This window comes from Pseudomonas sp. W2Aug9, assembly GCF_023127755.1.
Lineage (GTDB): Bacteria > Pseudomonadota > Gammaproteobacteria > Pseudomonadales > Pseudomonadaceae > Aquipseudomonas > Aquipseudomonas synxantha_A.
On sequence record NZ_SPKL01000002.1, the window covers coordinates 159,958 to 183,901 of the forward strand.

Genomic DNA, 23,944 nt, shown 5'->3' on the forward strand with positions numbered 1-23,944 from the left:
TGGAATGTTCCTCACAGGCCTGCGTGGGCGGCGATGGCGGCGGCGATGGCCAGGGCCAGCTCTTCGGGTTTGCGCTTGATCGAGTAGTTGGTCAGCTCAGGGTGGCTTTCCACGAAACTGGTGTTGAACTGGCCGCTGCGGAATTCCGGGTTGCGCAGGATTTCCTGGTAGTAGGCGGCAGTGGTCTTCACGCCTTGCAGGCGCATGTCGTCCAGGGCACGCAGGCCGCGGTCCATGGCTTCTTCCCAGGTCAGCGCCCACACCACCAGTTTCAGGCACATGGAGTCGTAGAACGGCGGGATGGTGTAGCCGGTATAGATCGCCGTGTCGGTGCGCACGCCGGGGCCGCCGGGTGCGTAGTAACGGGTGATCTTGCCGAAGCTGGGCAGGAAGTTGTTCTTCGGGTCTTCGGCGTTGATACGGAACTGCAACGCAAAGCCACGGTGCTGGATATCTTCCTGCTTGACCGAAAGCGGCAGGCCCGAGGCGATGCGAATCTGCTCGCGGACAATATCGATGCCGGTGATTTCTTCGGTGATGGTGTGTTCCACCTGCACCCGGGTGTTCATCTCCATGAAGTACACCTCGCCCTCGGCGAGCAGGAACTCCACGGTACCGGCGTTCTCATAGCCCACGGCCTTGGCCGCACGCACCGACAGGTCGCCGATGTAGGCGCGCTGTTCAGGCGTCAATTGCGGGCTGGGGGCAATTTCGATCAGCTTCTGGTTGCGACGCTGGATCGAGCAATCGCGTTCGAACAGGTGCACCACGTTGCCAAAGCTGTCACCCAGGATCTGCGCTTCGATGTGCTTGGGATTGACGATGCATTTTTCCAGGAACACTTCCGCCGAGCCGAACGCCTTGGTGGCCTCGGAAATGACGCGGGGGAAGGCTTGTTCAAGTTCTTCGCGACTGTTGCAACGACGGATACCGCGCCCGCCACCACCGGAAGTGGCCTTGAGCATCACCGGGTAACCAATGCGGTCGCCTTCGGTCAGCGCTTCGTGGATATCCGCGACGTTGCCTTCGGTGCCGGGAGTGACCGGCACACCGGCCTTGATCATGCTGCGGCGCGCTTCGGTCTTGTCGCCCATGCGGCGAATCACTTCGGCCGAAGGGCCAATGAACTTGATGCCGCGCTCGGCGCAGATATCCGCCAGCTCGGCATTTTCCGACAAGAAGCCGTAGCCGGGATGCAGCGCGTCGCAACCGGTTTCCACCGCCAGGTTCACCAGCTTGCGCGGGTTGAGATAGCCGGCCAGGGGCTCGGCACCAATGCTGTGGGCCTCGTCGGCACGTTTGACGTGCAACGCGTGGCGGTCGGCGTCCGAGTAAACCGCGACCGAGCGAATGCCCATCTCGGCGCAGGCACGCACGATTCGTACGGCAATTTCACCACGGTTGGCGATCAGGATCTTTTTTATCACTTGGAAATTCCCTTGAGCCGATTGCTGCGTTCTTCGACCCGCTTGAGGTGGGTCGGCGCGTGACCAAATGTTTCATGACAGTCGCGAGACACACACTAAGCCCGCCAAGGGATTAACAAAAATCAATAATTATTGGGTCATGCATAAGCAAAGACTTATAGTTGACGGTATGGCCGGGGTTGAGAGGGGATAAATAATGCGTAAGTCATTGATGAGGCTGACATTAAGGCAACTTCAGATCTTTCATGAGGTGTGCGATTTGCGCTCTTACAGCCGTGCCGCCGAGGAAATGTCCCTGACGCAACCGGCCGTCAGCCTGCAAATCCGCCAGCTGGAAGAACTGATCGGCCAACCGCTGTTCGATTACGTCGGCAAGAAGCTCTACATGACCGAGGCCGCCGAAGCCCTCCAACGGGCCAGTCGCGATATTTTCGGGCGCCTGGAAAACCTCGATATGCAGCTATCGGATATGCAGGGCTCACTGCAGGGCCAACTGAAGCTGGCGGTGGAATCGAGCGCCAAGTACTTCGTGCCGCACCTGTTTGCGGCTTTCAAGCGCCAGCACCCGGAAGTGCAACTGCACCTGACCGTGGTCAATCGTGCCCAGGTAATCCGCAGGCTTTCGGATAACCGCGATGATCTGGTGATCATGTCCATGGTGCCCCAGGACATGGGCCTGGAATTCCTGCCGTTTCTCAATAATCCAATTGTCGCGGTGGCGCTGCCGGATCATCCGTTGAGCCTGCAAGGGCCGCTGCGCCTGCAAGACCTGGAGCCTTACACGCTACTTATCCGCGAGCCGGGTTCCGGCACGCGGCTGGCGTGCGAAGAGTACTTCAAGGAAAAACGCGTGCACTTCACACAGACCGTGGAAGTGGCCTCGGCCGAGGCGCAACGAGAGTGCGTGGTCGCAGGTTTGGGTGTGGCGCTGCTGACGCGCCACGCCTTGAACCTGGAACTGGCCACCGGCGGGCTCAAAGAGCTGCCGGTGGAAGAACTGCCGCTGTACCGCAGTTGGTGCCTGGTGCAGGCCAAGGCCAAACGCCTGTCACCGGTGGCCCATGCGTTCCTGGGCTTTATCCGCAGCGAACGGGTGCAGATCAGCGCACTGGCTGAGCGTTTCGCTGGGCAGCCACGGGTGCCTGCCAATGGAGTTCCGGGTAGTCACTGATGCTCTGGAGCAACTGGCGCTCTTCGCAACGGTCTTCGATGGCGCGACGGAACGCCATGCGGCGCTGGTCTTCCTGCTGACGACGGGTCTTGACGGTGCTGTTGCTGTCTTCGTAATGCCGAGTCATGTGGAGTCTCCCAATGCGAGTACGGGGGAGTACAGGATGGGCGCGACGGATGACGGGGGGATGACAGCCTCATGAAGATTCTGGATGCATGGAGAATCTAATGTGGGAGGGGGCTTGCTCCCGATAGCGGAGTTTCAGTCACAGATTCATTGACTGACCTACTGCTATCGGGAGCAAGCCCCCTCCCACATTGAGTTCTGTGTGCAGGTATTTAGTCGTCCAGGGCTTTGACGGACTTGGGTGACAGACGCAGGCTGCGCAAACTGCGTTTAACGCTCTTGAGGTGGTTGACCAGACTCGGGCCGCGAGCCATGGCCACGCCCATCGCCAACACGTCGATCACCACCAGGTGGGCAATACGCGAGGTCAGCGGTGTGTAGATTTCGGTGTCTTCATGCACGTCGATCGCCAGGTTAACCGTGGACAGCTCCGCCAATGGCGTCTGGCTCGGGCACAGGGTGATCAGCGAAGCGCCGCTTTCACGCACCAGGTTGGCGGTGATCAGCAGGTCTTTGGAGCGACCGGACTGGGAAATACAGATGGCCACGTCAGTGGGCTTCAACGTCACTGCCGACATCGCCTGCATGTGCGGGTCGCTGTAGGCCGCGGCCGTCAGCAGCAGACGGAAGAATTTGTGCTGGGCATCGGCAGCCACCGCGCCGGAAGCGCCAAAGCCATAGAACTCGACGCGCTGGGCCTGGGACATCGCGGTCACAGCCTTTTGCAGCTCCACCGGGTCGAGCTTCTCGCGCACTTCCATCAGGGTGTGCAGGGTGGTGTCGAAGATTTTCAGGCTGTAGTCGGCGACGGAGTCGTCTTCATGGATGGCAAACTGGCCGAAGCTTGCGCCGGCCGCCAGGCTTTGCGCCAGCTTGAGTTTCAAATCCTGAAACCCGGAGCAACCAATGGCGCGGCAGAAGCGCACGATGGTCGGCTCGCTGATACCCACGCTGTGAGCCAGATCGGCCATGGAACTGTGCATCACGGCCGCAGGGTCAAGCAGCACATGATCGGCAACCTTGAGTTCCGATTTGCGTAACAGGTGGCGCGACTGGGCGATATGTTGCAACAGGTTCAAAGGGCAGGACTCTTGTTATTGGCAGGTGCCAGGGATGTAGCAAGCTTGTAGTTATACTACAAGAATTGTCGTTTTGCCCGTTCGATGCATCACTAAATCGCCCTGCTCCCCTCTGGTTTCAGCAGGCAGACGCCATGTAGCCATAAAGGCGGCCAACGCGGCGTTAAGAAAAATCTGCATTTTTGCGTAACAAATCCGCCAGCCCTTCGGCGTGCATTGGCGGGCTGATCAGATAACCCTGCACCTCATCGCACTGTTCACCGCGCAGAAAATCCAGCTGCTGCTGATCCTCCACGCCCTCGGCCACCACCTTGAGCGCCAGCCCATGGGCCATGGCGATGATCGCCCGCGTGATAGCGGCATCCTCACGCGCCTGACCGAGGCCACGGATAAAGGCCTGGTCGATCTTCACGTAATCCACAGGAATACGCTTGAGGTAACTGAGGGACGAATAACCGGTGCCAAAATCGTCGATGGCCAGCTTCACCCCCAGGTCACGCAACTGCTGGAAAGTGGCGATGATGTGCTCAACGCTATCGAGCAACTGGCTTTCGGTGAGTTCCAACTCAAGGTATTGCGGGTCCAGCCCGGTCTCTTCCAGAACCTGACGCACCAGGCTGACCAGCTTGCCCTGACGCAGCTGATGCACCGACAGGTTCACCGACACGCGAATCGGCGCCAGCCCCTGGCGCTGCCACTCGCAAGCTTGCCAGCACGCCTGGCGCAGCACGAACTCTCCCAACGGCACGATCAAGCCGGTTTCTTCAGCCAGGCCGATAAAGTCCCCCGGCGGCACCATGCCCCACTGCGGATGCTCCCAGCGAATCAGCGCTTCGGCGGCATTCAGCTTGCCGGTCGCCAGGCACAACTTCGGCTGGTAGAACACGCTCAGATGGCGCTCCTCGATCGCTTTGCGCAGGTGGTTTTCCAACTGCAGACGCTCCAGGGTGCTGGCTTGCAAACTGTCGGTGTAAAACTGGAAATTATTGCCGCCCAGATGCTTGGCGTGCTGCATGGCCATATTCGATTGGCTGACCAACGCAGAGATCTCCCGCGCATTATCCGGCAGCAAGCTGACCCCCATAGAAGCACTGACCACCAGTTCGTGCCCCTCCACCGTTACCGGTACCCGCAGTTTCGCCAACAGCCGCGTCGCCACGCGCGCCAGGCTCGACAAATTGCCGTAGGCATCGAACAGCACCGCGAACTCATCGCCGGACAAGCGCGCAATGGTGTCGGCTTCGGGCAGCGCATTGATCAAACGCCGGGCCATTTTCTGTAACAACTGGTCGGCCACTTCATGGCCCAGGCTGTCATTGAGCAACTTGAAGCGGTCCAGGTTGATATGCAGCAGCGCCAGGCTGCGCCCGCCCTGGCGCACGCGTTGATGGGCTTCGTGCAGCCGTTCGCGAAACAGCGAACGGTTGGCCAGGCCGGTCAGCTCGTCATAGTGAGTGAGGTAGCGCATACGTTCTTCGGATTCGCGCCGTGCCGACAGATCGGCGAAAAAGCCTACAATATGACTGACGTTTCCCCGAACATCGCGCACCACATTCAATTGCAGCCACTGCGGGTAGAGCTCGCCGTTCTTGCGCGTTTCTACCAGCTCGCCCTGCCAGGTGCCATGGCTGAGCAGGGCCTGGCGGATCATCGGGAAGTGGCGCCGCGCATCGCGACTGCTGGGCAGCTCCACGACATTGCGACCAAGCATGTCGTCGATGTCAAAACCGGTGACACGGCTGAACGCTTGGTTCACCGCGATCAGCGCGTACTCGGGATCAAGGATCACGATGCCTTCGCTGGCCGCCTCGAACACCGTCGAGGCGAGCCGTTGCTGTTCTTCCAGCGCCTTGCTGGCACTGATGTCGCGGCGCGTGCCGAGCATCCGCACGACGCGGCCATTGGGCGCACGTTCTACCGCACGCCCACGGTCCTGGATCCACATCCAATGTCCATCGCCATGACGTATCCGGTATTCCACCTGATAATCCTCACTGCGACCTTTCAAGTGCTCCACCAGCGCGTGCTTGAGCAATGGCAGGTCGTCGGGGTGCAGGCGCGGCTTGAGGTGGCTGAGCATCGCCTTGACGTATTCAGGCTCCAGGCCGAACAGCTCCTTGAGCTGAGTGTGATGGACTTCGTCGGTTTGCAGGTTCCAGTCCCACAGGCCCAGTTCACTGGCTTGCAGGGCCATGGCCAGGCGCGCTTCGCTGGTATTGAGGGCGAGGCTGGCGGCATCCAGTTCCTGGCTGCGTTGCGCCACGCGGTCTTGCAGGCCGATTTGGGCTTCGCGCAGGTCCTGCTCGACCTGGCGGCGCTGCTCGACTTCACGCACCAGCTCCAGGTTCAGCTGCTCACTGCGCTGCCGGGCCTGCTGCAGGTGCTCGATCAGGGCCTGGTTCTGGAAGCGACGCAACAGCCCGCGCTGGATCAAGCGGTTGACCTGCCACGCCACCAGGCTCAGGGACGCCAGCAGGATCAGGCCAAGCACGCCCCAGCCCTGCTGCTGTGGGGTGCCATTGCAGAAAAGATAAATAATGGCCGGCAACAGGCAGGGCAAGGCAAATGACAGGAAGGCCCAAAGGCTCACGGCATAGGCCACGCTGGCCGACAAGGTAGCGGCGCCGATCAGGCCGAACACCCAGGCCTGATGCATGAAACTGTCGGCGGGTACCAGGGCGATGGCGGCAATGGACAGGGTCAGGCCGCTGACCGCTGAGCCGAGCATGAACATACGCCGCCACACCGGTTGGGCCTGGCGGCTGGGCATGGCCGAATCAAAAGCCGCCACCTGGATCACGCGCATCGCCACCAGAGCGAGTAACCAGAGCAACCAGAGACTGTCGAGCAGGTAGTGCTCGGGATTCCACAACAACCAGGCGCAGACCAGGCCATTGACCAGCATCAGCAGCGTCGGCAGCAACGAGCCCTGATACAGCAGGCGTGTGCGCTCGACCGCCATTTGGGTTGCATAGTGTTTGCGGATGACCTGCGCGGGCGCCACTGAGGGGCCAAACAGATCAGTGCTAAGGGTCATAGGCGATGTTCTTATAATGGTGAGCCCGAAACGTCGACGGAGCATACACAAGCAAGCGCCTGGGCCAAACTGCCCCACGTCATAAAAAACCGCCTGCAATGGGCCGCAAACCTTTGGCCCAGACAGCTCGAGCAAGACGCGGCGCGGGCTGCGGCCCATGACCAACCGGTCATCCCGCACGACAGAATTTTTGCCCGCTGGGTGGTGTGCGAAGTGTTTTGCGTCGACCACCGGGCATTGGGATTTGCCCGAGCCCCTTTAGGCCCATAGAATGCGTCGATGCGCGATGATCTCTCTCTTTTGCTGAACTCCCTCAACGATGCCCAACGCCAGGCCGTAGCGGCCCCCGTTGGCCGTCAGTTGGTCCTGGCCGGTGCTGGCTCCGGTAAAACCCGAGTGCTGGTGCACCGTATCGCCTGGTTGATCCAGGTCGAAAACGCGTCCCCGCATTCCATCCTGTCGGTGACCTTCACCAACAAGGCCGCTGCCGAGATGCGCCATCGCATCGAGCAGTTGATGGGCATCAGCCCGGCCGGCATGTGGGTGGGTACCTTCCACGGCCTGGCGCACCGCCTGTTGCGAGCCCATTGGCAGGAAGCGGGGCTGAGCCAGACCTTCCAGATCCTCGACAGCGATGACCAGCAACGCCTGGTCAAACGGGTGATCCGCGAACTGGGCCTGGATGAACAACGCTGGCCGGCGCGTCAGGCCCAGTGGTTTATCAACGGCCAGAAAGACGAGGGCCTGCGCCCGCAACATATCCAGGCCAGCGGCGACCTGTTCCTGGCCACCATGCGCAGCATTTATGAAGCCTACGAGGCGGCCTGCGTACGCGCCGGCGTGATCGACTTCTCCGAACTGTTACTGCGCGCGCTGGACCTGTGGCGTGACAACCCCGGTTTGCTGGCCCATTACCAGAAGCGCTTCCGCCACATCCTGGTGGACGAGTTCCAGGACACCAACGCCGTGCAGTACGCCTGGTTGCGCCTGCTGGCCAAGGGCGGCGACAGCCTCATGGTGGTGGGTGATGACGACCAGTCGATCTACGGCTGGCGCGGCGCGAAAATCGAGAATATCTATCAGTATTCCGAGGACTTCCCGGACGCGGTGACCATCCGTCTGGAGCAGAACTACCGCTCCACCGCCGGGATCCTCAAGGCCGCCAACGCCTTGATCGCCAACAACACCGGGCGCCTGGGCAAAGAGCTGTGGACCGATGGCGGCGAAGGCGAAGCGATCAACCTGTATGCCGCGTTCAACGAACACGATGAAGCACGCTACGTGGTGGAAACCATCGAAAGCGCGCTGAAAACCGGGCTGGCCCGTAGCGATATCGCGATTCTGTACCGCTCCAACGCCCAATCGCGGGTGCTGGAAGAAGCCTTGCTGCGCGAGCGTATCCCGTACCGCATCTACGGCGGCCAGCGTTTCTTCGAACGTGCCGAAATCAAGAACGCCATGGCCTACCTGCGCTTGCTCGAAGGCCGTGGTAACGACGCGGCGCTGGAGCGGGTGATCAATATCCCGGCCCGCGGCATTGGCGAGAAAACCGTTGAAGCGATCCGCGACCATGCACGCCATGCCGATGTGTCGATGTGGGAAGCCATGCGTTTGCTCATCGCCAACAAAGGCTTGACCGGCCGTGCGGCCGGGGCGCTGGGTGTGTTTGTCGAGCTGATCGAGAACCTGGCCGCCAAGTGCGCAGAAATGCCCCTGCACCTGATGACCCAGACCGTGATCGAGCAGTCCGGCCTGATCGCCTACCACGAGGCGGAAAAAGGCGAGAAAGGCCAGGCCCGGGTAGAAAACCTTGAGGAACTGGTCAGCGCTGCCCGCGCCTTTGAAAACACCGAGGAAGATGAAGAGCTGACGCCGCTCGCCGCCTTCCTGGGTCATGCATCACTGGAAGCCGGCGATACCCAGGCCGATGAGCATGAAGACAGCATCCAGTTGATGACCTTGCACAGCGCCAAGGGCCTGGAATTCCCCTATGTGTTCCTGGTGGGCATGGAAGAAGGCCTGTTCCCCCACAAGATGAGCCTGGAAGAGCCCGGCCGCCTTGAAGAAGAGCGCCGCCTGGCCTACGTGGGCATTACCCGGGCAATGCAGAACCTGGTGATGACCTACGCGGAGACCCGGCGCCTGTATGGCAGCGAGACCTACAACAAGGTGTCGCGTTTCGTACGTGAAGTGCCGAAAGGCTTGATCCAGGAAGTGCGCCTGTCCAACAGCGTCAGTCGCCCGTTCGGGGGCGGCCAGCAGCAGAACTCCAGCACTATGTTTGCCGGTTCCGAGATTCCTGAAACCCCGTTCAGCCTTGGCCAGCAGGTCAAACATGCGATCTTCGGCGAAGGTGTGATCCTCAATTTCGAAGGCGCCGGTGCACAGGCCCGGGTGCAGGTGAACTTCGCCGAAGGCAGCAAGTGGCTGATGATGGGTTACGCGAAGCTCGAAGCGGTCTGAAGCGAGCTGTTTGTGGCGAGGCAGCTCGCCCGTTTTTTGGGGCTGCTGCGAAGCCCAGCGGGAGCAAGCTCCCTCGCCATAAGAAACACTGCGTAACATGAAGATTATTGGCCCACCCTTGTTTTAGAAGAGCACGGGCCAATATCTGTAGTTAGTCCTACAGACCCTTCGGATTTGGTCTTACGCAAAAGCCCGAAACATTATGCCGCTAGCCACTGCCACGACACCTGTGCAACATGGCGCGCGTGCAATCCACAAATGGGAATTCCCTTTATGAAACGTTTTCTTAGCATCGCCATGGCGTTGTGCATCGGCTTGACGATGAGCCTGGACGCCAACGCCAAACGCTTCGGTGGCGGCAAAAGCTCTGGCGCAGCGCCGACTCACCAAACCAGTCAAATGGCTCCCTCCGCCGGTGCCGGCGGTGCTGCCGCAACTGCGGGTGCAGCCGGTGCGGCTGGCGCTGCTGCCAAGGCCGGCGGTGCTTCGCGCTGGTTGGGCCCTCTGGCCGGTATCGCCGCCGGTGGCCTGCTCGCGTCCATGTTCATGGGCGGCGGCTTCCAGGGCATGCAGATCTTCGACATCCTGATCCTGGCCGTCATCGCTTTTGTGATCTTCCGCTTTATCGCTGCCCGTCGCCGCAAGCAGCAGGAGCACCTTGCTCCAGCCGGCGCGCCGATGCAGCGTGAAGTGTTCGAGCAGAAGCCAGCCATGGGTTCGATCTTCGGTGGTTCGGCAGCACCTGCCGCCGCCCGTCCGGTGATCAATGCTCCGGCCTGGTTCAACGAAGAGCGTTTCGTCGAAGCGGCCCGCAGCCACTTCCAGTCCCTGCAACAGCACTGGGACGCTAACGAAATGGACAAGATTGCCGAGTTCGTGACTCCGCAACTGCTGGAGTTCCTCAAGCGCGAACGCGCCGAGATCGGCGACGCGTTCCAGTCGACCTACATCGACGACCTGCGCGTACAGCTTGAAGGTGTGGATGATCGTGCCGACAAGACTATCGCCACCCTGACCTTCAGCGGCGTGTCGAAGTCGTCGCGTTTCGACCAGGGCGAAGTGTTCAGCGAAAGCTGGAACATGGAACGTGCTCAGGGCGAGAACCAGCCATGGCTGGTCGCCGGTATCCGCCAGAACAGCTGATACTCACGCGTTTGAGCAAGCGGTAACAAAAACCCCGGACATGTCCGGGGTTTTCTATTTCACGGTTGCACTTATAGCGAGCTACTGTATAAAACGCCCCTATAAACCGCGCCATCTAGCAAGAGGATCCCGGCCGTGGAAGAAATCATCGAACAATTGCGTGAAGCCAACGAACCGGTCCCGGTTCCTTTGGAGCTGCCTGACGAAGACCAACTGGTGGAAGTTGAAGAACAGCTGTTCATCAATATTCCGTTCGTCTTTAAGGAATTCCTGCTGACCGTCAGTGATGTGGTGTACGGCAGCTTGGAGCCAGTGACCATTACTGACCCGGGCTCCCATACCTACCTGCCTGAAGTGGCTGCAAACGCCTGGGACCTTGGTGTACCTCGTGAGCTGATCCCAATCTGCCAAGACGGTGACGACTACTACTGCGTCGAAGAAGACGGCACCGTGGTGCTGTGGTCTGGCGAAGAAGAAATCGTCACCGAAGAATCCTGGGAATCGGTGTGGCACTGGGCGCGGGACGTCTGGCTGGAAAGCTGAGTCCCACACCCAACCTTTAGTGCTCCGGCGTATCCTTGTGGTTATCTAATGTTTCCAACAAGGCCACCTGCATCCGCGTATGCACCCGGATAAACCAGCGCCAGAGCACCGCAGCCACAGCCGCCGTGACCACGGCGATCAGCACCAGCAACTTGTTGGTCGGCAGAATGCTGGCCGACAAGGCTGCCAGTAGCAGGAAGATCATCAGCAGCGAGAGCAGCGGAATCAGCTCCGCGATCACCCTTCGCACACGCTGGGTATGCCGCCCGGCCATCTCCGGCTTCACACTCATCTCGGCCAGCAACATCGACAGCGCCTTGAGCTTGCGATACGCCGCAATCAGGAACGGCAGCGACAACAGCAGCGCCCCGCCCCAGATCAACGCCTTCTGCCAGCTCTGATCACTGATCCAGCCTTCCAGATACCCGCCGATGCGCGCCGCGAAAAAACTGCCGGCGAAGAAGATCGCGATCACCAGTGCCAGATTCACCCCGACTTGCAGGATGATCTTGCGGATCATCGACGCCAGCATTGCACCCTCGCCCTGGGGCTGGATGCTGCGCAGCCATTCGCCATACAGTCCGAATACCCGGCTCATGCGCTTGGGCATTACCGCTGCGATCTTCAACGACAGCGGGTCAGCCCCGCGAATCAGGTAGGGGGTGAGCAAGGTCGTGATTGCCGAAACAGCCACGGCCACCGGGTACAGGAAGTCGCTGGTCACCTGCAAAGTCATCCCCAGCGCTGCGATGATGAAAGAAAATTCGCCAATCTGTGACAGCCCCATACCGACCCGCAACGAAGTACGACCATCATTGCCAGCGATAAAAGCGCCCAGGCCACAGGAGAGCATTTTGCCCAGTACCACAGCCACGGTGATCACGGCGATCGGCCACGCGTATTGCAGCAAGATCTGCGGGTCGATCATCAAGCCAATTGCCACAAAGAAGATCGCGCTGAACATGTCGCGAACGGGTTCGATCAAGCGCTCAATCTTAATCAACTGACGGGATTCAGCCATGATCGCGCCAATCAGGAAGGCGCCGAGCACCATGCTGTACTCCAGCTTCACCACCAGCAGGCAGAAGCCGAAACACAGGCCCAATACGGTGATCAGCAGCATTTCGTTGCTTTCAAACTTGGCCACGTAGGCCAGCAGGCGCGGCACCAGCAAAATGCCGATCACCAGCGCGACGATCATGAACAGTGAGAGTTTGCCGACCGTGGAGAACACTTCGCCTGAGCTGACCGTGCCACTGACGGCGATGCTCGACAGCAGGGCAATGATGCCGATGCCGAGAATGTCCTCGACGATCAATACCCCGAAAATCAGCTGGGCGAAACGCTGGTCTTTCATCTTCAGGTCATTGAGGGCCTTGACGATGATGGTGGTCGAGGAGATCGCCAGGATCGCGCCGAGAAACAGCGAGTCCATGGTGCTCCAGTCGAACCAGCGGCCAATCTCATAGCCAATCCAGATCATCAGGACGATTTCCAGGAAGGCCGCGATAAACGCCGTGGCGCCCACCTTGAACAGCTTGCGCAGGCTGAACTCCAGGCCCAGGCAGAACATCAGGAAAATCACCCCTAGCTCAGCCAGGGTCTTGATCGTGTCTTCATCGTGGATCAGGCCAAACGGCGGGGTATGCGGCCCGATAATAAAGCCAGCGACGATGTAGCCCAGCACCACCGGCTGCTTGAGGCGGTGAAACAGGATGGTCACAACCCCTGCCACCAGCATGATCACGGCCAGGTCCTGGATAAAGCTGATGGCGTGCATGGCGAGGGACTCCTTGAGGTACCAGCGCTTTTCCCACTTCCGGCCGCCTTTGTACGGTCGCAAAGAGCGGAAGGAAAAGTCTGCCTTGATCGTAAGAAATGCCCTGAGATGGGCTTTTGAAGGTTAACACCGCGACTTCTGCTGAAAAGCCGGTGCAATATATGGAAACAGATCGATGCACGCGTGACGGCAAGCTGCCCACCAGCGTCCCGTTAGGGATGGCGCTGCAAAGACTCCAGCACCCGCAGAGGTGCCCTCCCCCCAACCAATGCCTACAACCCGTGAGTGTGCTATGGAACCCGGAAACGCCCAGCTGTCGATGACGGTACTGATGACCCCTGACATGGCTAACTTCTCAGGCAATGTCCACGGCGGCACGCTGCTCAAGTACCTCGACGAAGTGGCCTACGCCTGCGCCAGCCGTTATGCCGGTCGTTATGTGGTCACGCTGTCGGTGGACCAGGTGATTTTTCGCGAACCGATCCATGTCGGTGAACTGGTGACTTTCCTCGCGTCGGTCAACTACACCGGCAATACATCGATGGAAGTGGGCATCAAGGTAGTGACCGAGAACATCCGTGAACGCTCGGTGCGCCATACCAACAGCTGTTTCTTTACCATGGTGGCCGTGGACGACCAGCGCAAACCTGCCGCCGTGCCGCCGCTGCAACCGCAGAACAGCGAGGACAAGCGCCGCTTTGTGCAGGCCCAGCAGCGTCGGCAGATTCGTCAGGAGCTGGAAAAGCGTTACCGGGAGATCAAAGCCGACGCGCCGTAATTTGTAAACCCACGGGCTCCCTGTGCTTACAAACTGATCGGTGTGGCTTCGAAGCGCACACGAGGGTGGGCAATACGGTCCTGGGCCCGCACCAGTTCCAGTTCATAACTGGCGCAGGCCTGGGTCTCAAGTAACACTTCATGCACCGCTGCGGCGGTGAATTCAAAGGCTGCCACCAGGCTATCGCCCAACAGCACCCGCGCCAGGAACAGGCCCGACGTCAGGTCACCCACACCCACCGGCTGACGCGGGAACGCCAGCAGCGGCCGACGCAAGTGCCAACTGCCCTCAGCCGTCACCAACAGCATTTCAAAACCTTCCGGCAGTTTGCCTGGGTAATCCAGGTGCTTGACCAGCACCGCTTTGGGCCCGCGGGCCAGCAACGCCTTGGCCATGGCCAGGCAATCAAACAGCGATTGCGGCTTGCGCCCGGCAAAGCTGTCCAGTTCCAGTTGGTTGGGGCACAGGAAATCTGCCATGGCCGCAGCCTCATCGAGCAGGAAATCGCTGACCTCCTGGGGCACGATGCAACCCTTTTCCGGGTGGCCCATCACCGGGTCGCACAGGTACAGCGCCTTCGGATTGATCGCTTTGATACGGGCCACGCCGCTAAGGATTGCACGGCCCTGATCGGCGCTGCCCAGGTAGCCGGACAGCACCGCGTCACAGTTGCCCAGCTCACCAATCGCGGCAATGCCTTCTACCAGGGCCGGAATTTGCTGCGGCGCCAACACTTCGCCCGCCCACTGTCCATACTGAGTGTGGTTGGAGAACTGCACCGTATTGAGCGGCCAGACATTCACTCCCACACGCTGCATGGGGAACACGGCGGCGCTGTTTCCGGCGTGGCCAAAGACCACATGAGACTGGATCGCAAGCAGATGAGGTGTGCGTTTCATGCGGGAGATTTCCGTAAAGCCGTTGAAATTCTGGCCGCGCAGTATGCGACTAAACGCAGCCTGTACGACAGACCGGCGACGCAGTTAAGCTGCTCTCACTTTGTTGGAGTTCATGGAATGCTGACCCTGGGAAACATCTTCGTGCTGATGCTGCTGGCGACTGGCGCCGCCTGGGTTTGGCACAACCACGGCCTGCGTGAGCGGGCACTGGAGCGGGTCAAGCAGCATTGCGCCAAGCTTGATATCGAATTGCTCGATGGTGCGGTTGCGCTCAAACGCATTGGTTTCGTCAAGGATGCCAATGGCCGGCGGCGCCTGGCACGCGTCTATAATTTCGAATTCACCGTGACCGGGGAGACCCGCCATGCCGGGACGATCACCCAATTCGGCGCCCACAGTGCGCAGATCGAACTGGCACCCTACCCGTTCGAAGCCAAGGAGCCACTGCCTAGCGCCGAAGTGATCGAATTGAGCCAATGGCGCCAGGACCACGCCACCAAGAACCGTCAGTAGCGGCAGGCTGCCAGCGCCGCCTGCAATGCGGCCACGTCCCGTGGTTCGCTGAAGATCAATTCGATACGTGAATCCCGTCGCCATTCGCTAGGTTGCCAGGTTAAAACGCTGTTATCCACAGCGTTGGCCGAGACCCAGTCTTCGCCGCTGTGGATAACCAGTTTGGCACGATGCCAGTCGAGGCTTGATAGCCAGCGATGCAGACGGCTGACATCAAATTGCTGGCTGGGGTGCCATCGCCAGCCGATACTCCACCCCCCCTCCTGGCCCTGGCTCAAACAGATGGGCAAGGCAGGATCGCTCCAGATGGCCGGCATTTGCGCGAGGCCTTCAGGCGCCGCCAAGTTATCCACAGCCGCTTGGGCCTGCGCATTCAAGCCCGGCAACTGGTCGATTGGCAGCTGAGCCTGGCGTGTCCAGTAAATCGCGCAATCGGGTAACTGCCGTTCAATCGCCTGACGCTGCGCGGCATTCAGGGCCTCATCCTTGTTCAACACCAGCAGGCCAGCACTTGCCAGCGCCGCTTGCTGTGCCTGCGGCAAGGGCTTGCCTGCTGCCAACGCCTGGGCATCCAGCACCAGCACGCTGGGCTGCACGGCCAGCACGTCTTGCCATGGCGCTTCCCGTAGTTGTTTGAGCAACTGCGCGGGATGACCCAAACCCGAAGGTTCGATAAACAGCCGATCCGGTTTGGCCTTACGCAGCAAACGGCCCAGGCCTACCTGGAACGGTGCACCATTCACACAGCACAGGCACCCACCCGCTACCTCGCCCAAGGCGACGCCGTCAGCGTCTTGAGTCAGCAAGGCAGCGTCCAGGCCGATCTGGCCAAATTCGTTGATTAGCACCGCCCAACGCTCGTTGGCCGGGCGCTGAGCGAGCAGGTGCTTGATCAGGCTGGTCTTGCCGGCGCCCAATGGGCCGGCAATCACATGGGTGGGTATGTTCTGCAACATTGGAAACATCATTCTGGCCGTGTAGAGCGTTTGATCCTACGCGGTTACGCCAGCCAATCCAGCGTCAGGATCAACCGGCGCTCATCGGCCTTGAGCGCTGGCGAACGATGGATCAGGCCATGCCCTTCGTTACCATGCCATTTGGTGCCCTTGAGCAGCGCCACCTCACCGCAGTGGATCTGCTCGATACGCTCGGTAGGTTCGGCGTCCGCCTGGCTCAGTTTGCGGCGATCCATCACACCTTCGCGCAACCATTGGCTGCCGATACCGGCATAGGTGGTGATCAGCCGAACCGGCACATGATCAACGTGAAAACGCGGGCACATGGCCTTGTCCAACAGCCGCAAACGTACGCCAATACGCTTGGCGCCGAGCAGGCAGGCAAATGCACTGACCAGCCATGACACATCGGCGATAAAACCTTCGTAACCCTCAAGATCGCGACAACTGGATGCCAGGCCCTGCAAGTTCGGCACGGCGTCCTCGTTGTCGAGCTCAATCACCAGGGATTCGGCGAGCGGCTCATTGAGCGCCACCAGCAAGGCGCCGAACTCGGCGATATGCAGGGGCAACTGACGTTGCCACAGCGCCAGGTTGACGCCATCTTCGAGGATATCGGACAGTGCCAACGGAGTTTGCCCACACGTCTGGCGGATCACGGGGCGCAGGGGGATAACCGGGGCCAGCATCAGGCGACCTGCTCATACCAAGGGCCGAAAGGATCAGGCAGCTGGCGCCAACCTTCGACACCCAGGGCCATTTCTTCATCATTGAGCAAGCAGGCATCCAGTTCCGCACGCATCAGGTTGAAGTCGATGTTTTGCCCGATAAACACCAGCTCCTGGCGGCAGTCCCCCGTGCTCAGTTGCCAGTTGCCCATGATCGCCGCCACGCTTTCCTCGTCCTGGGGCCATTGGCTTTTGGGCACAAAGCGCCACCAGCGTCCGGCAAAGCCATGGCGCATCAAGCCACCAGCCTGGGACCAACTGCCGGCGTCCTGATGTTTGCTGGCCAACCAGAAGAAGCCCTTGGAGCGCAACAGTTTGCCGTTCACCCAAGGGCGATCGATAAAATCAAAAAACCGCTGTGGATGGAAGGGGCGGCGCGCACGGTAAGCGGTGGAGGCAATACCGTATTCTTCGGTTTCCGGTACATGCTCACCGCGCAGCTCCTGCAACCAACCCGGCGCCTGGGCAGCGCGTTCGAAGTCGAAACGGCCGGTGTTGAGGATCTTGTGCAGCGCCACCTCGCCCATGACCATCGGGATGATTTCCGCCTGGGCGTTGAGGCGCTCGAGGATGGCCATCAATTCTTCACGCTCGCGGCTGCTGATCAGGTCGATTTTGCTGATCAGGATGACGTCGGCGAATTCGATCTGTTCGATCAACAGGTCAGTGATAGAGCGCTCATCTTCTTCACCCAGCGTTTCGCCGCGGGAAGCCAGGCTTTCGGCGGCCTGGTAGTCGAGCAGAAAGTTCATGCCATCGACCACGGTAACCATGGTGTCCAGGCGTGCAATGTCGGCCAGGCTTTGCTCGTTTTCATCGCGAAAGGTGAAGGTTTCGGCCACGGGCAGCGGCTCGGAGATACCGGTGGATTCGATCAGCAGATAATCGAAACGCCCTTCCTTGGCGAGCTTGGCGACTTCTTCCAGCAAGTCTTCACGCAAGGTGCAGCAGATGCAGCCGTTGCTCATCTCCACCAGTTTTTCTTCGGCACGATTGAGCGTGACGTCGCGCTGCACCTCGCTGCCGTCGATGTTGATTTCACTCATGTCGTTGACGATCACCGCCACCCGCAGGTTGTCGCGGTTGCGCAGGACATAGTTGAGCAGTGTGCTTTTACCGGCGCCGAGAAAGCCGGACAACACGGTCACGGGGAGACGATTGGGCATCAGGTATTCCTCATCAGGGTTGGCCGGTCAAACTGCCCGTTTATGGCGTTCGCGCAGCTCTTCACGTTCTTTGGCTTCGATACACAGGGTTGCGGTGGGGCGCAGGAGCAGGCGTTGCAGGCCGATGGGCTCGCCGGTTTCCCGGCACCATCCGTATTCACCGCGGGCCAGCAGTTCCAGGGCATCGTCGATCTTGTCCAACAGCTTTTTTTCCCGCTCCAGTAGGCGCAACTGCCACTGGCGCTGCTCTTCAGCGCTGCCGATATCCGCCAGGTCGCTATTGGTTTCCTGCTCGCGCAGCACTTGGAACTGCGTGTCGATACGGGCCTGCAGTTCATTGCGCTGAGCCAGCAGCAGCTCGCGGAAGAAGCGCTGTTGGGCTTCATTCATGTAGTCAGCAGCCGGTTGGGCCAGCAATTCTTGTTCGGTCATGGGAATCGGTTCACGGGTGGGGCTGTGCATTTATGTTATAGTATAACAATATAAATAAGCCAACTTCCCTTGCTCCTCACGACGAAGGGCGCAATGCTTGATCACTTTCGCCCCCCGAGAAACACGATGAGATACGTGCTGTGCGCCCTGCTATTGGCAACCGCAGGACCTGCCTGCGCCCAAGTCCCAAGCCCGTTGGCCAACTGCACCCGCAGCGCCACCCTGCTGGCTTGCGTGGACCCGCTGGGCAATGCCTACAGCGTGGCGACTGCGGGCAACATCACTTACCTGCGCGGTTTCGAAGTGATCGGCAAACGCTATTGGGCACAGACCAATAGCCGCTACGGGCAACTGACGTTCTTCACCGGGTTGGCATCGGATGGCGAGGCGTGGGTTGGCTACACACGTCGCGTGGGCTGGACCACCATCAACCGGTTTTCCAGTTCAGGCGGCGCCAGCGCCAAGTTCACCTGTAACCGAATGACCGGCTGTTAAGCCTGGGTTTTCTGCTGTTCCTGCACCCAAGCCATGTAACTGTTGATGGGCGGGTTCTTCTGGAAGTACTGTTTCAACCCTTCAAAAAGCCGATCCGCCACCGCTTGTTGATGACGCGCCGTCACCAGCCGCTGGGCGTCCCGTGCATTGGAGATAAACCCGGTCTCCACCAGGATCGAAGGCACGTCCGGTGACTTGAGCACCACGAACCCTGCCTGTTCCACCCGCTTCTGATGCAGGCTGGTGATGCTTTGCAGGCTGCCCAATACCGCGCTGCCCAGTTGCAGGCTGGAGGCGATGGTGGCGTTCATGGACATGTCGAGAATTACCCCGGCCAGCATCGGGTCCTTGTCCTTCAGATTGAGTAACGTGGTGGCGCCCAACAGGTCTGCGCCGTTTTCGCGCTGAGCCATGAACCGCGCCGTGGCAGAAGTGGCACCGCCTTGCGACAACGCATACACCGAAGCGCCCGATGCAGTAAGCCGTGGCGCGGCGTCGGCGTGCACCGAGATGAACATATCGGCCTTGTGCTTGCGGGCGAGGTCCACGCGCTTGCGCAGCGGTACGAAGAAGTCGTCGTTGCGCACCAGCTTTACGGCAAAACCTTTTTCACGTTTCAAACGTTTCGCCAGCAACTGGGCGATCGACAGCACCACATCTTTTTCGCGCTGGCCCTTGGAGCCGACGGCGCCCGGGTCTTTGCCGCCATGGCCGGGGTCAACCACCACAATGATGTCGCGTTTGGGATGCGCCTTGTCCACCGGCACCACCAAGGGCGCCGGGTCAGCAGCGATTTGACGGGGCGCGTGCGTGGCGTTGGTCAGGTCCAGTACCAGGCGATGGCCTTGGCCATCCTGGGGCGGCAGCACAAAACTGTTGAGCTGCATCGGCGCGACCAAATCCAGGACGATACGCGTATCGCTCTTGCCGAAATGCCCGGAGCGGATCGAGGTAATCCCACTGTTCTTCAGCGCCAGTTGGGAAAAGTCGCCGCTGAGGCCGGCGCCACTCAAGTCGATGATCAGGCGGTCCGGCGACGTCAGGGAGAACGTCTTGTATTGCACCGGGCCGCTAAGGTCGAACACCAGCCGCAGCTTATCGTCCGAACGCCACAGCCGCGCATTGCGGATCTGCGTGGCGTAGGCCCCCAAAGGCAACGTGAACAAGGGGCTGACAAGCAGTAGGTTAAGGAGCTGACGTCTGTACATGACATATACCGCAGATAAAGGAGCATCCCTACTCGACAGGACTGAACAAAGGCTGGGACAGAAATTTCATCGTGGCAGTTATTGTTATACTATAACATGACTAATCATTTCCAACGATGGACCTGCTCATGAATGCGCTGACTCTGCCGGATATCGCCGCGCAGGCTTCACGCCAAGCCTTGCCACTCGACTGGGTGGGCATGTGCGGCATTGCCCTGCCTGTGCTGCTCGGCGGCCAACACCTGGCCGCTACCGCCGATGCGGGCGTAAGCCTGGACGACGGCACGGCCCGTGGCATTCATATGTCACGCCTCTACCTGGCGTTGGAAATGCTCGAACAGCAACCCCTTACATCTGCACTTTTGCGTAATGTACTGCAGCGTTTTCTCGACACACATGAAGATTTATCTAAGAACGCCTACCTGCGTATTCACACAAATCTGTTGTTAAAACGCCCAGCGTTGGTCAGCCCTTTGGAGGGGTGGAAAAGCTATCCGGTCAGCATCGAAGCGCGTCTGGAAAATCAGATGTTCCACGTGGAACTAAAAATTGACGTTACTTATTCCTCAACCTGCCCTTGCTCCGCTGCCCTGGCCAGACAGCTGATTCAGCAGCAGTTTCTCGAAGATTTTGCCGACACTCCTCTGCAGCATGAAGACGTGTTGAGCTGGCTGGGCAGCGCCCACGGTATTGTGGCCACGCCCCATAGCCAACGCAGTACCGCGCAGTTAAACGTTCAGCTGCAGGGTGACGATCTGGCGATAGTCGACTTGATCAACGCTGCCGAAGCAGCTCTGGGCACTGCCGTACAAACCGCGGTGAAACGTGCGGATGAACAAGCGTTCGCCCTGGCTAACGGACAGAACCTCATGTTCTGCGAAGATGCCGCTCGCCGCTTGAACCTCGCCTTGAAGCGCTCGGATGCCGTCAAAGCCTTCCACCTCAAAGTGATCCACGCTGAAAGCCTGCACGCCCACGATGCGGTGGCTGAAAGCCGTTGGACGAGAGACTTTGCATGATTACCTGCCACGCTTTGCGCTGGGGCGCCCCCGGCCAACCACTGACGCCGGCGCTGAACCTGACGCTGGAAAAAGGTAGCCTCACGGGGATTATCGGCGCCAATGGCACCGGCAAGAGCAGCCTGGTCAAAGTGATCGCCGGGTTGCAAAAGCCGCTGACGGGCAAGGTGCGTGTCGATGTTCCACGTCGCGGCGGCTTGTCGTTCTTGCCCCAGCAACAGCACCTGGATCGTCAGTTTCCGATCAGTTTGCAAGAGTTGGTGGCTGCCGGCTTCTGGGGCACCCAGCTGAATTCACATGAACGCAACGAGCGCCTGCACGCCGTATTGGACGACTGGTGTCTCAGCGGTTTGGAACAGCGCCCGCTGATGGCGTTATCCGGTGGCGAACTGCAACGCGCCCTGCTCGCCCGTATGAGCCTGGCCGACTCCTCCATCCTGCTGCTCGACGAACCCCACGCCGCCCTCGACGAAGACGGCCAGGCACTGTGCTGGAAACACATCCATACCTGGCACAACCAAGGCCGCACGCTGGTGGTCGTCTGTCATGACTTGGCGTCCGTGCGTCACCACACCCAGCACGTGCTGCAGCTTAAAAACACCGGCTGCGTGTTCGGCCCCAGCAAAGAGCTGATCCGCCCGCAACCACAGATGCAGGTGGCCTAATGCACCTCACCGCTCACCTGTGGATGCCATTCCAGGATTTCGTGTTTATGCGCCGCGCACTGATCGGCGGGTTGGTGCTTGCATGTAGCACCGCCCCCTTGGGCGTGTTCCTGATCCTGCGACGCATGAGCCTGATCGGTGACGCCGTGGCTCACGGCATTCTGCCGGGCGCCGCACTGGGCTTCTGGCTCGCAGGGCTAAGCCTGCCCGCCCTGACCCTCGGCGGCCTCGGCGCAGGCCTGAGCATGGCCGGCCTGGCGGCGTGGATTACCCGCCGCACCGGCCTGCGCGAAGACGCCAGCCTCGCCGCCATCTACCCCATTTCGCTCGCGGCCGGTGTATTGATCCTGGGCATTGCCGGCAAACGCCTGGACCTGCTGCACCTGTTATTCGGCTCCGCCCTGGCCGTGGACGAAACCACACTGACCGGAATGCTCTGGGTGTCCAGCTTCAGCCTGATCGCCATGGCACTGATCTACAAACCCCTGCTGCTCGACACCCTTGACCCGCTGTTCCTGCAAACCGTCAGCCGCCTTGGCCCACTGGCCCACGGCCTGTTCCTGACCCTGGTGGTGCTGAACCTGGTGATCGGTTTTCAAGCCATCGGCGCACTAATGGTGGTGGGTTTGATGATGCTGCCGGCCATCGCTTCACGCTTCTGGAGCCGACGCCTGCCGGTGTTGATCGCGGTATCGGCGGTGCTGGGATGCCTGTCGGTGTGGCTGGGTTTGCTGCTGTCGTTCTACTACTCACTGCCCAGCGGCCCGGCGATCGTGTTGGTGGCGGGCGCTGGATATGTGTTGTCCGTGGTATTCGGTCCGGTGCATGGCTTATTGCGCCGCCCACCTTTGCCTACATTCTCATGAGGTGTTTCCCGATGCGCGCTCTTCTTGTGTTGTTCAGTCTATTGCTGCCGCTGTCGATGGCTCACGCCGCAGACAAACTCCAGGTAGTCACCAGCTTCAGTATTCTCGATGACATCACCCACCAGATCGGTGGCGACCATATTCAGATCAGCAACATGGTCGGCCCGGACGCCGATGCTCATACCTATGAACCCACACCGGATGACGCCAAAGCGCTGCTCAAGGCCAAGGTCATCATCAAGAACGGTCTAGGTTTCGAGCCGTGGCTGGATCGCCTGGTCACCAGCACTGAAACCACCGCTACGGTCGTCACCGCCAGCAAAGGCGTGATCTCGCACACCATGGAGGAAGACGGCGAGACCATTCCCGACCCACACGCCTGGCACAACCTGGCCAACGCCGAAATTTATGTGAGCAACATCACCAAGGCATTGGTGACCGCCGACCCTGCCAATAAAACCGACTACCTGCGCAACAGCCAGGCTTACCTTAAGCAAATCCACAGCCTGCTGGCTGAGGCCAAAGCCAAGTTCGCTGCACTGCCTTCAGGCAACCGCCGCATCGTCACCTCCCATGACGCCTTCGGCTATTTGGGCCAGGCGTATGGCATCCAATTCCTCGCGCCCCAGGGCTTGTCTACCGAGCGTGACCCGTCGGCCGCCGAAGTCGCCGCGCTGATCACCCAGATCCGTAAAGACAAGGTCAAAGCCGTGTTTATCGAAAACATCAAGGACTCGCGCCTGCTCAAGCAGATTGCCGATGAAAGCGGCGCGCAGATAGGCGGCACGCTGTACTCCGACGCCCTCGCCGCTCAAGGCCCGGCCAGCACCTTTATCGGGCTGTTCGAATACAACCTGAACACCCTGTGCGCGGCGTTGAGCAAACCATGATCCGCAAAAATCCTTCAGGTGACCTGCCGGTAATTGCCGAGTCAGCCTACGTCGACAAGACCGCGATCATCTGCGGCAAGGTCATCATCGGCGAGAACGTCTTCGTCGGCCCGTACGCCGTGATCCGCGCCGACGAAGTCGATGCCAGCGGCGCCATGGACCCGATCACGATCGGCGCGAACTCCAATATCCAGGACGGCGTGGTGATCCACTCCAAGTCCGGCGCGGCGGTGACCATTGGCGAGTTCACCTCTATCGCCCACCGTTCCATCGTCCATGGCCCCTGCACAGTTGGCGACCGCGTGTTCATCGGCTTCAACAGCGTGCTGTTCAATTGCGCCGTCGGCGATGGCTGCGTGGTGCGCCACAACTCGGTGGTCGATGGCCGCGACCTGCCCGCGGCCTTCTACGTGCCCTCCACCACCCGCATCGGGCCTAACACCGACCTGTCGCAATTCCCGCCGGTGAGTGTCAGTGCCTCGGAGTTTTCCGAAGACGTGGCACGCACCAACGTCGACCTGGTGCGCGGCTACAAAGCCTTGCAAAACGAGTTCTGAACC

Annotated in this window: 23 protein-coding genes; 12 read left to right on the forward strand and 11 right to left on the reverse strand. The window is 60.1% G+C overall.

Annotation, left to right across the window (positions count from 1 at the left end; genetic code table 11):
• Positions 1–11: 11 nt before the first annotated feature.
• Positions 12–1,427, reverse strand: coding sequence for an acetyl-CoA carboxylase biotin carboxylase subunit (locus E3O56_RS01870; RefSeq protein WP_003195732.1), 1,416 nt, complete (start codon positions 1,425–1,427; stop codon positions 12–14).
• Positions 1,428–1,623: 196 nt separating this feature from the next.
• Between E3O56_RS01870 and E3O56_RS01875 the strand changes: the two genes are divergently transcribed.
• Positions 1,624–2,598 (forward strand): LysR family transcriptional regulator, encoded by a 975-nt coding sequence (locus E3O56_RS01875; protein ID WP_032878656.1) that lies wholly within the window; start codon positions 1,624–1,626, stop codon positions 2,596–2,598.
• On the opposite strand, the gene E3O56_RS01880 is transcribed toward E3O56_RS01875, so the two are convergent.
• The 3 genes from E3O56_RS01880 to E3O56_RS01890 form a co-directional block, all read right to left on the reverse strand.
• Positions 2,528–2,725 carry a hypothetical protein gene (locus tag E3O56_RS01880; protein ID WP_078822668.1) on the reverse strand — a complete coding sequence of 66 codons (198 nt, stop codon included), beginning with the start codon at positions 2,723–2,725 and terminating at the stop codon, positions 2,528–2,530. The genes E3O56_RS01875 and E3O56_RS01880 overlap by 71 nt on opposite strands.
• Positions 2,726–2,936: 211 nt before the next feature.
• On the reverse strand, positions 2,937–3,803 hold the full coding sequence (hexR, locus tag E3O56_RS01885; RefSeq protein ID WP_003177007.1) for a transcriptional regulator HexR: 867 nt from the start codon (positions 3,801–3,803) through the stop codon (positions 2,937–2,939).
• Between the two features lie 163 nt (positions 3,804–3,966).
• Entirely contained in the window at positions 3,967–6,840 is a 2,874-nt protein-coding gene (locus tag E3O56_RS01890; RefSeq protein ID WP_248127717.1) for an EAL domain-containing protein, read from the reverse strand.
• Between the two features lie 279 nt (positions 6,841–7,119).
• On the opposite strand from E3O56_RS01890, the gene uvrD reads away from it, so the two are divergent.
• From uvrD to E3O56_RS01905, 3 genes are all read left to right on the forward strand, one after another.
• A complete protein-coding gene (gene uvrD, locus E3O56_RS01895; protein ID WP_032878654.1) occupies positions 7,120–9,303 on the forward strand; it encodes a DNA helicase II in 2,184 nt (727 codons plus the stop codon).
• A 273-nt stretch (positions 9,304–9,576) separates the two neighbouring features.
• Positions 9,577–10,446, forward strand: coding sequence for a Tim44 domain-containing protein (locus tag E3O56_RS01900; protein ID WP_032878653.1), 870 nt, complete (start codon positions 9,577–9,579; stop codon positions 10,444–10,446).
• A gap of 135 nt (positions 10,447–10,581) precedes the next feature.
• The gene (locus tag E3O56_RS01905; protein ID WP_032878652.1) at positions 10,582–10,989 is read left to right on the forward strand and encodes an SMI1/KNR4 family protein; all 408 of its coding nucleotides are present in this window, start codon (positions 10,582–10,584) and stop codon (positions 10,987–10,989) included.
• A 16-nt stretch (positions 10,990–11,005) separates the two neighbouring features.
• Here the strand turns inward: E3O56_RS01905 and E3O56_RS01910 are convergent, their stop codons facing one another.
• Positions 11,006–12,769 carry a cation:proton antiporter gene (locus E3O56_RS01910; protein ID WP_248127720.1) on the reverse strand — a complete coding sequence of 588 codons (1,764 nt, stop codon included), beginning with the start codon at positions 12,767–12,769 and terminating at the stop codon, positions 11,006–11,008.
• A 292-nt stretch (positions 12,770–13,061) separates the two neighbouring features.
• Here E3O56_RS01910 and E3O56_RS01915 point away from each other — a divergent pair, with 292 nt between their 5' ends.
• Positions 13,062–13,547, forward strand: a complete 486-nt coding sequence (locus E3O56_RS01915; RefSeq protein WP_003195747.1) for an acyl-CoA thioesterase — start codon at positions 13,062–13,064, stop codon at positions 13,545–13,547.
• Between the two features lie 26 nt (positions 13,548–13,573).
• On the opposite strand, the gene pdxY is transcribed toward E3O56_RS01915, so the two are convergent.
• Complete coding sequence (pdxY, locus tag E3O56_RS01920; RefSeq protein ID WP_032878650.1) at positions 13,574–14,446, reverse strand: pyridoxal kinase PdxY; 873 nt, start codon at positions 14,444–14,446, stop codon at positions 13,574–13,576.
• A 117-nt stretch (positions 14,447–14,563) separates the two neighbouring features.
• On the opposite strand from pdxY, the gene E3O56_RS01925 reads away from it, so the two are divergent.
• Positions 14,564–14,959 (forward strand): DUF3301 domain-containing protein, encoded by a 396-nt coding sequence (locus tag E3O56_RS01925; RefSeq protein WP_005792570.1) that lies wholly within the window; start codon positions 14,564–14,566, stop codon positions 14,957–14,959.
• Here the strand turns inward: E3O56_RS01925 and E3O56_RS01930 are convergent.
• The 4 genes from E3O56_RS01930 to dksA are packed head-to-tail and all read right to left on the reverse strand — an operon-like array spanning position 14,953 to position 18,241.
• On the reverse strand, positions 14,953–15,915 hold the full coding sequence (locus tag E3O56_RS01930) for a CobW-like GTP-binding protein (RefSeq protein WP_103734118.1): 963 nt from the start codon (positions 15,913–15,915) through the stop codon (positions 14,953–14,955). The two genes, E3O56_RS01925 and E3O56_RS01930, sit on opposite strands and share 7 nt — an antisense overlap.
• A gap of 44 nt (positions 15,916–15,959) precedes the next feature.
• A complete protein-coding gene (locus E3O56_RS01935; protein WP_032878648.1) occupies positions 15,960–16,604 on the reverse strand; it encodes a DUF1826 domain-containing protein in 645 nt (214 codons plus the stop codon).
• Positions 16,604–17,809 (reverse strand): zinc metallochaperone GTPase ZigA, encoded by a 1,206-nt coding sequence (zigA, locus tag E3O56_RS01940; RefSeq protein WP_005792573.1) that lies wholly within the window; start codon positions 17,807–17,809, stop codon positions 16,604–16,606. Before zigA ends, E3O56_RS01935 begins: the two co-directional genes overlap by 1 nt.
• Positions 17,810–17,836: 27 nt before the next feature.
• The gene (gene dksA / locus E3O56_RS01945) at positions 17,837–18,241 is read right to left on the reverse strand and encodes an RNA polymerase-binding protein DksA (protein WP_032881172.1); all 405 of its coding nucleotides are present in this window, start codon (positions 18,239–18,241) and stop codon (positions 17,837–17,839) included.
• A gap of 126 nt (positions 18,242–18,367) precedes the next feature.
• Between dksA and E3O56_RS01950 the strand changes: the two genes are divergently transcribed.
• On the forward strand, positions 18,368–18,736 hold the full coding sequence (locus E3O56_RS01950) for a hypothetical protein (RefSeq protein WP_032803757.1): 369 nt from the start codon (positions 18,368–18,370) through the stop codon (positions 18,734–18,736).
• Here E3O56_RS01950 and E3O56_RS01955 read toward each other — a convergent pair.
• Positions 18,733–19,944, reverse strand: coding sequence for an N-acetylmuramoyl-L-alanine amidase (locus tag E3O56_RS01955; protein WP_248127722.1), 1,212 nt, complete (start codon positions 19,942–19,944; stop codon positions 18,733–18,735). The genes E3O56_RS01950 and E3O56_RS01955 overlap by 4 nt on opposite strands.
• 128 nt (positions 19,945–20,072) lie before the next feature.
• Here E3O56_RS01955 and folE2 point away from each other — a divergent pair, with 128 nt between their 5' ends.
• The 5 genes from folE2 to E3O56_RS01980 are packed head-to-tail and all read left to right on the forward strand — an operon-like array spanning position 20,073 to position 23,941.
• Complete coding sequence (folE2, locus tag E3O56_RS01960; RefSeq protein WP_248127724.1) at positions 20,073–20,963, forward strand: GTP cyclohydrolase FolE2; 891 nt, start codon at positions 20,073–20,075, stop codon at positions 20,961–20,963.
• Positions 20,960–21,628, forward strand: a complete 669-nt coding sequence (locus E3O56_RS01965; protein ID WP_248127726.1) for an ATP-binding cassette domain-containing protein — start codon at positions 20,960–20,962, stop codon at positions 21,626–21,628. The genes folE2 and E3O56_RS01965 overlap by 4 nt, the downstream gene beginning before the upstream one ends.
• Positions 21,628–22,494, forward strand: a complete 867-nt coding sequence (locus tag E3O56_RS01970) for a metal ABC transporter permease (protein WP_248127728.1) — start codon at positions 21,628–21,630, stop codon at positions 22,492–22,494. Before E3O56_RS01965 ends, E3O56_RS01970 begins: the two co-directional genes overlap by 1 nt.
• 11 nt (positions 22,495–22,505) lie before the next feature.
• Positions 22,506–23,384: a metal ABC transporter substrate-binding protein gene (locus E3O56_RS01975; RefSeq protein WP_032878640.1), complete on the forward strand. Its 879-nt coding sequence runs from the start codon at positions 22,506–22,508 to the stop codon at positions 23,382–23,384.
• Positions 23,381–23,941: a DapH/DapD/GlmU-related protein gene (locus E3O56_RS01980; protein ID WP_005792581.1), complete on the forward strand. Its 561-nt coding sequence runs from the start codon at positions 23,381–23,383 to the stop codon at positions 23,939–23,941. Before E3O56_RS01975 ends, E3O56_RS01980 begins: the two co-directional genes overlap by 4 nt.
• Positions 23,942–23,944: the final 3 nt, after the last annotated feature.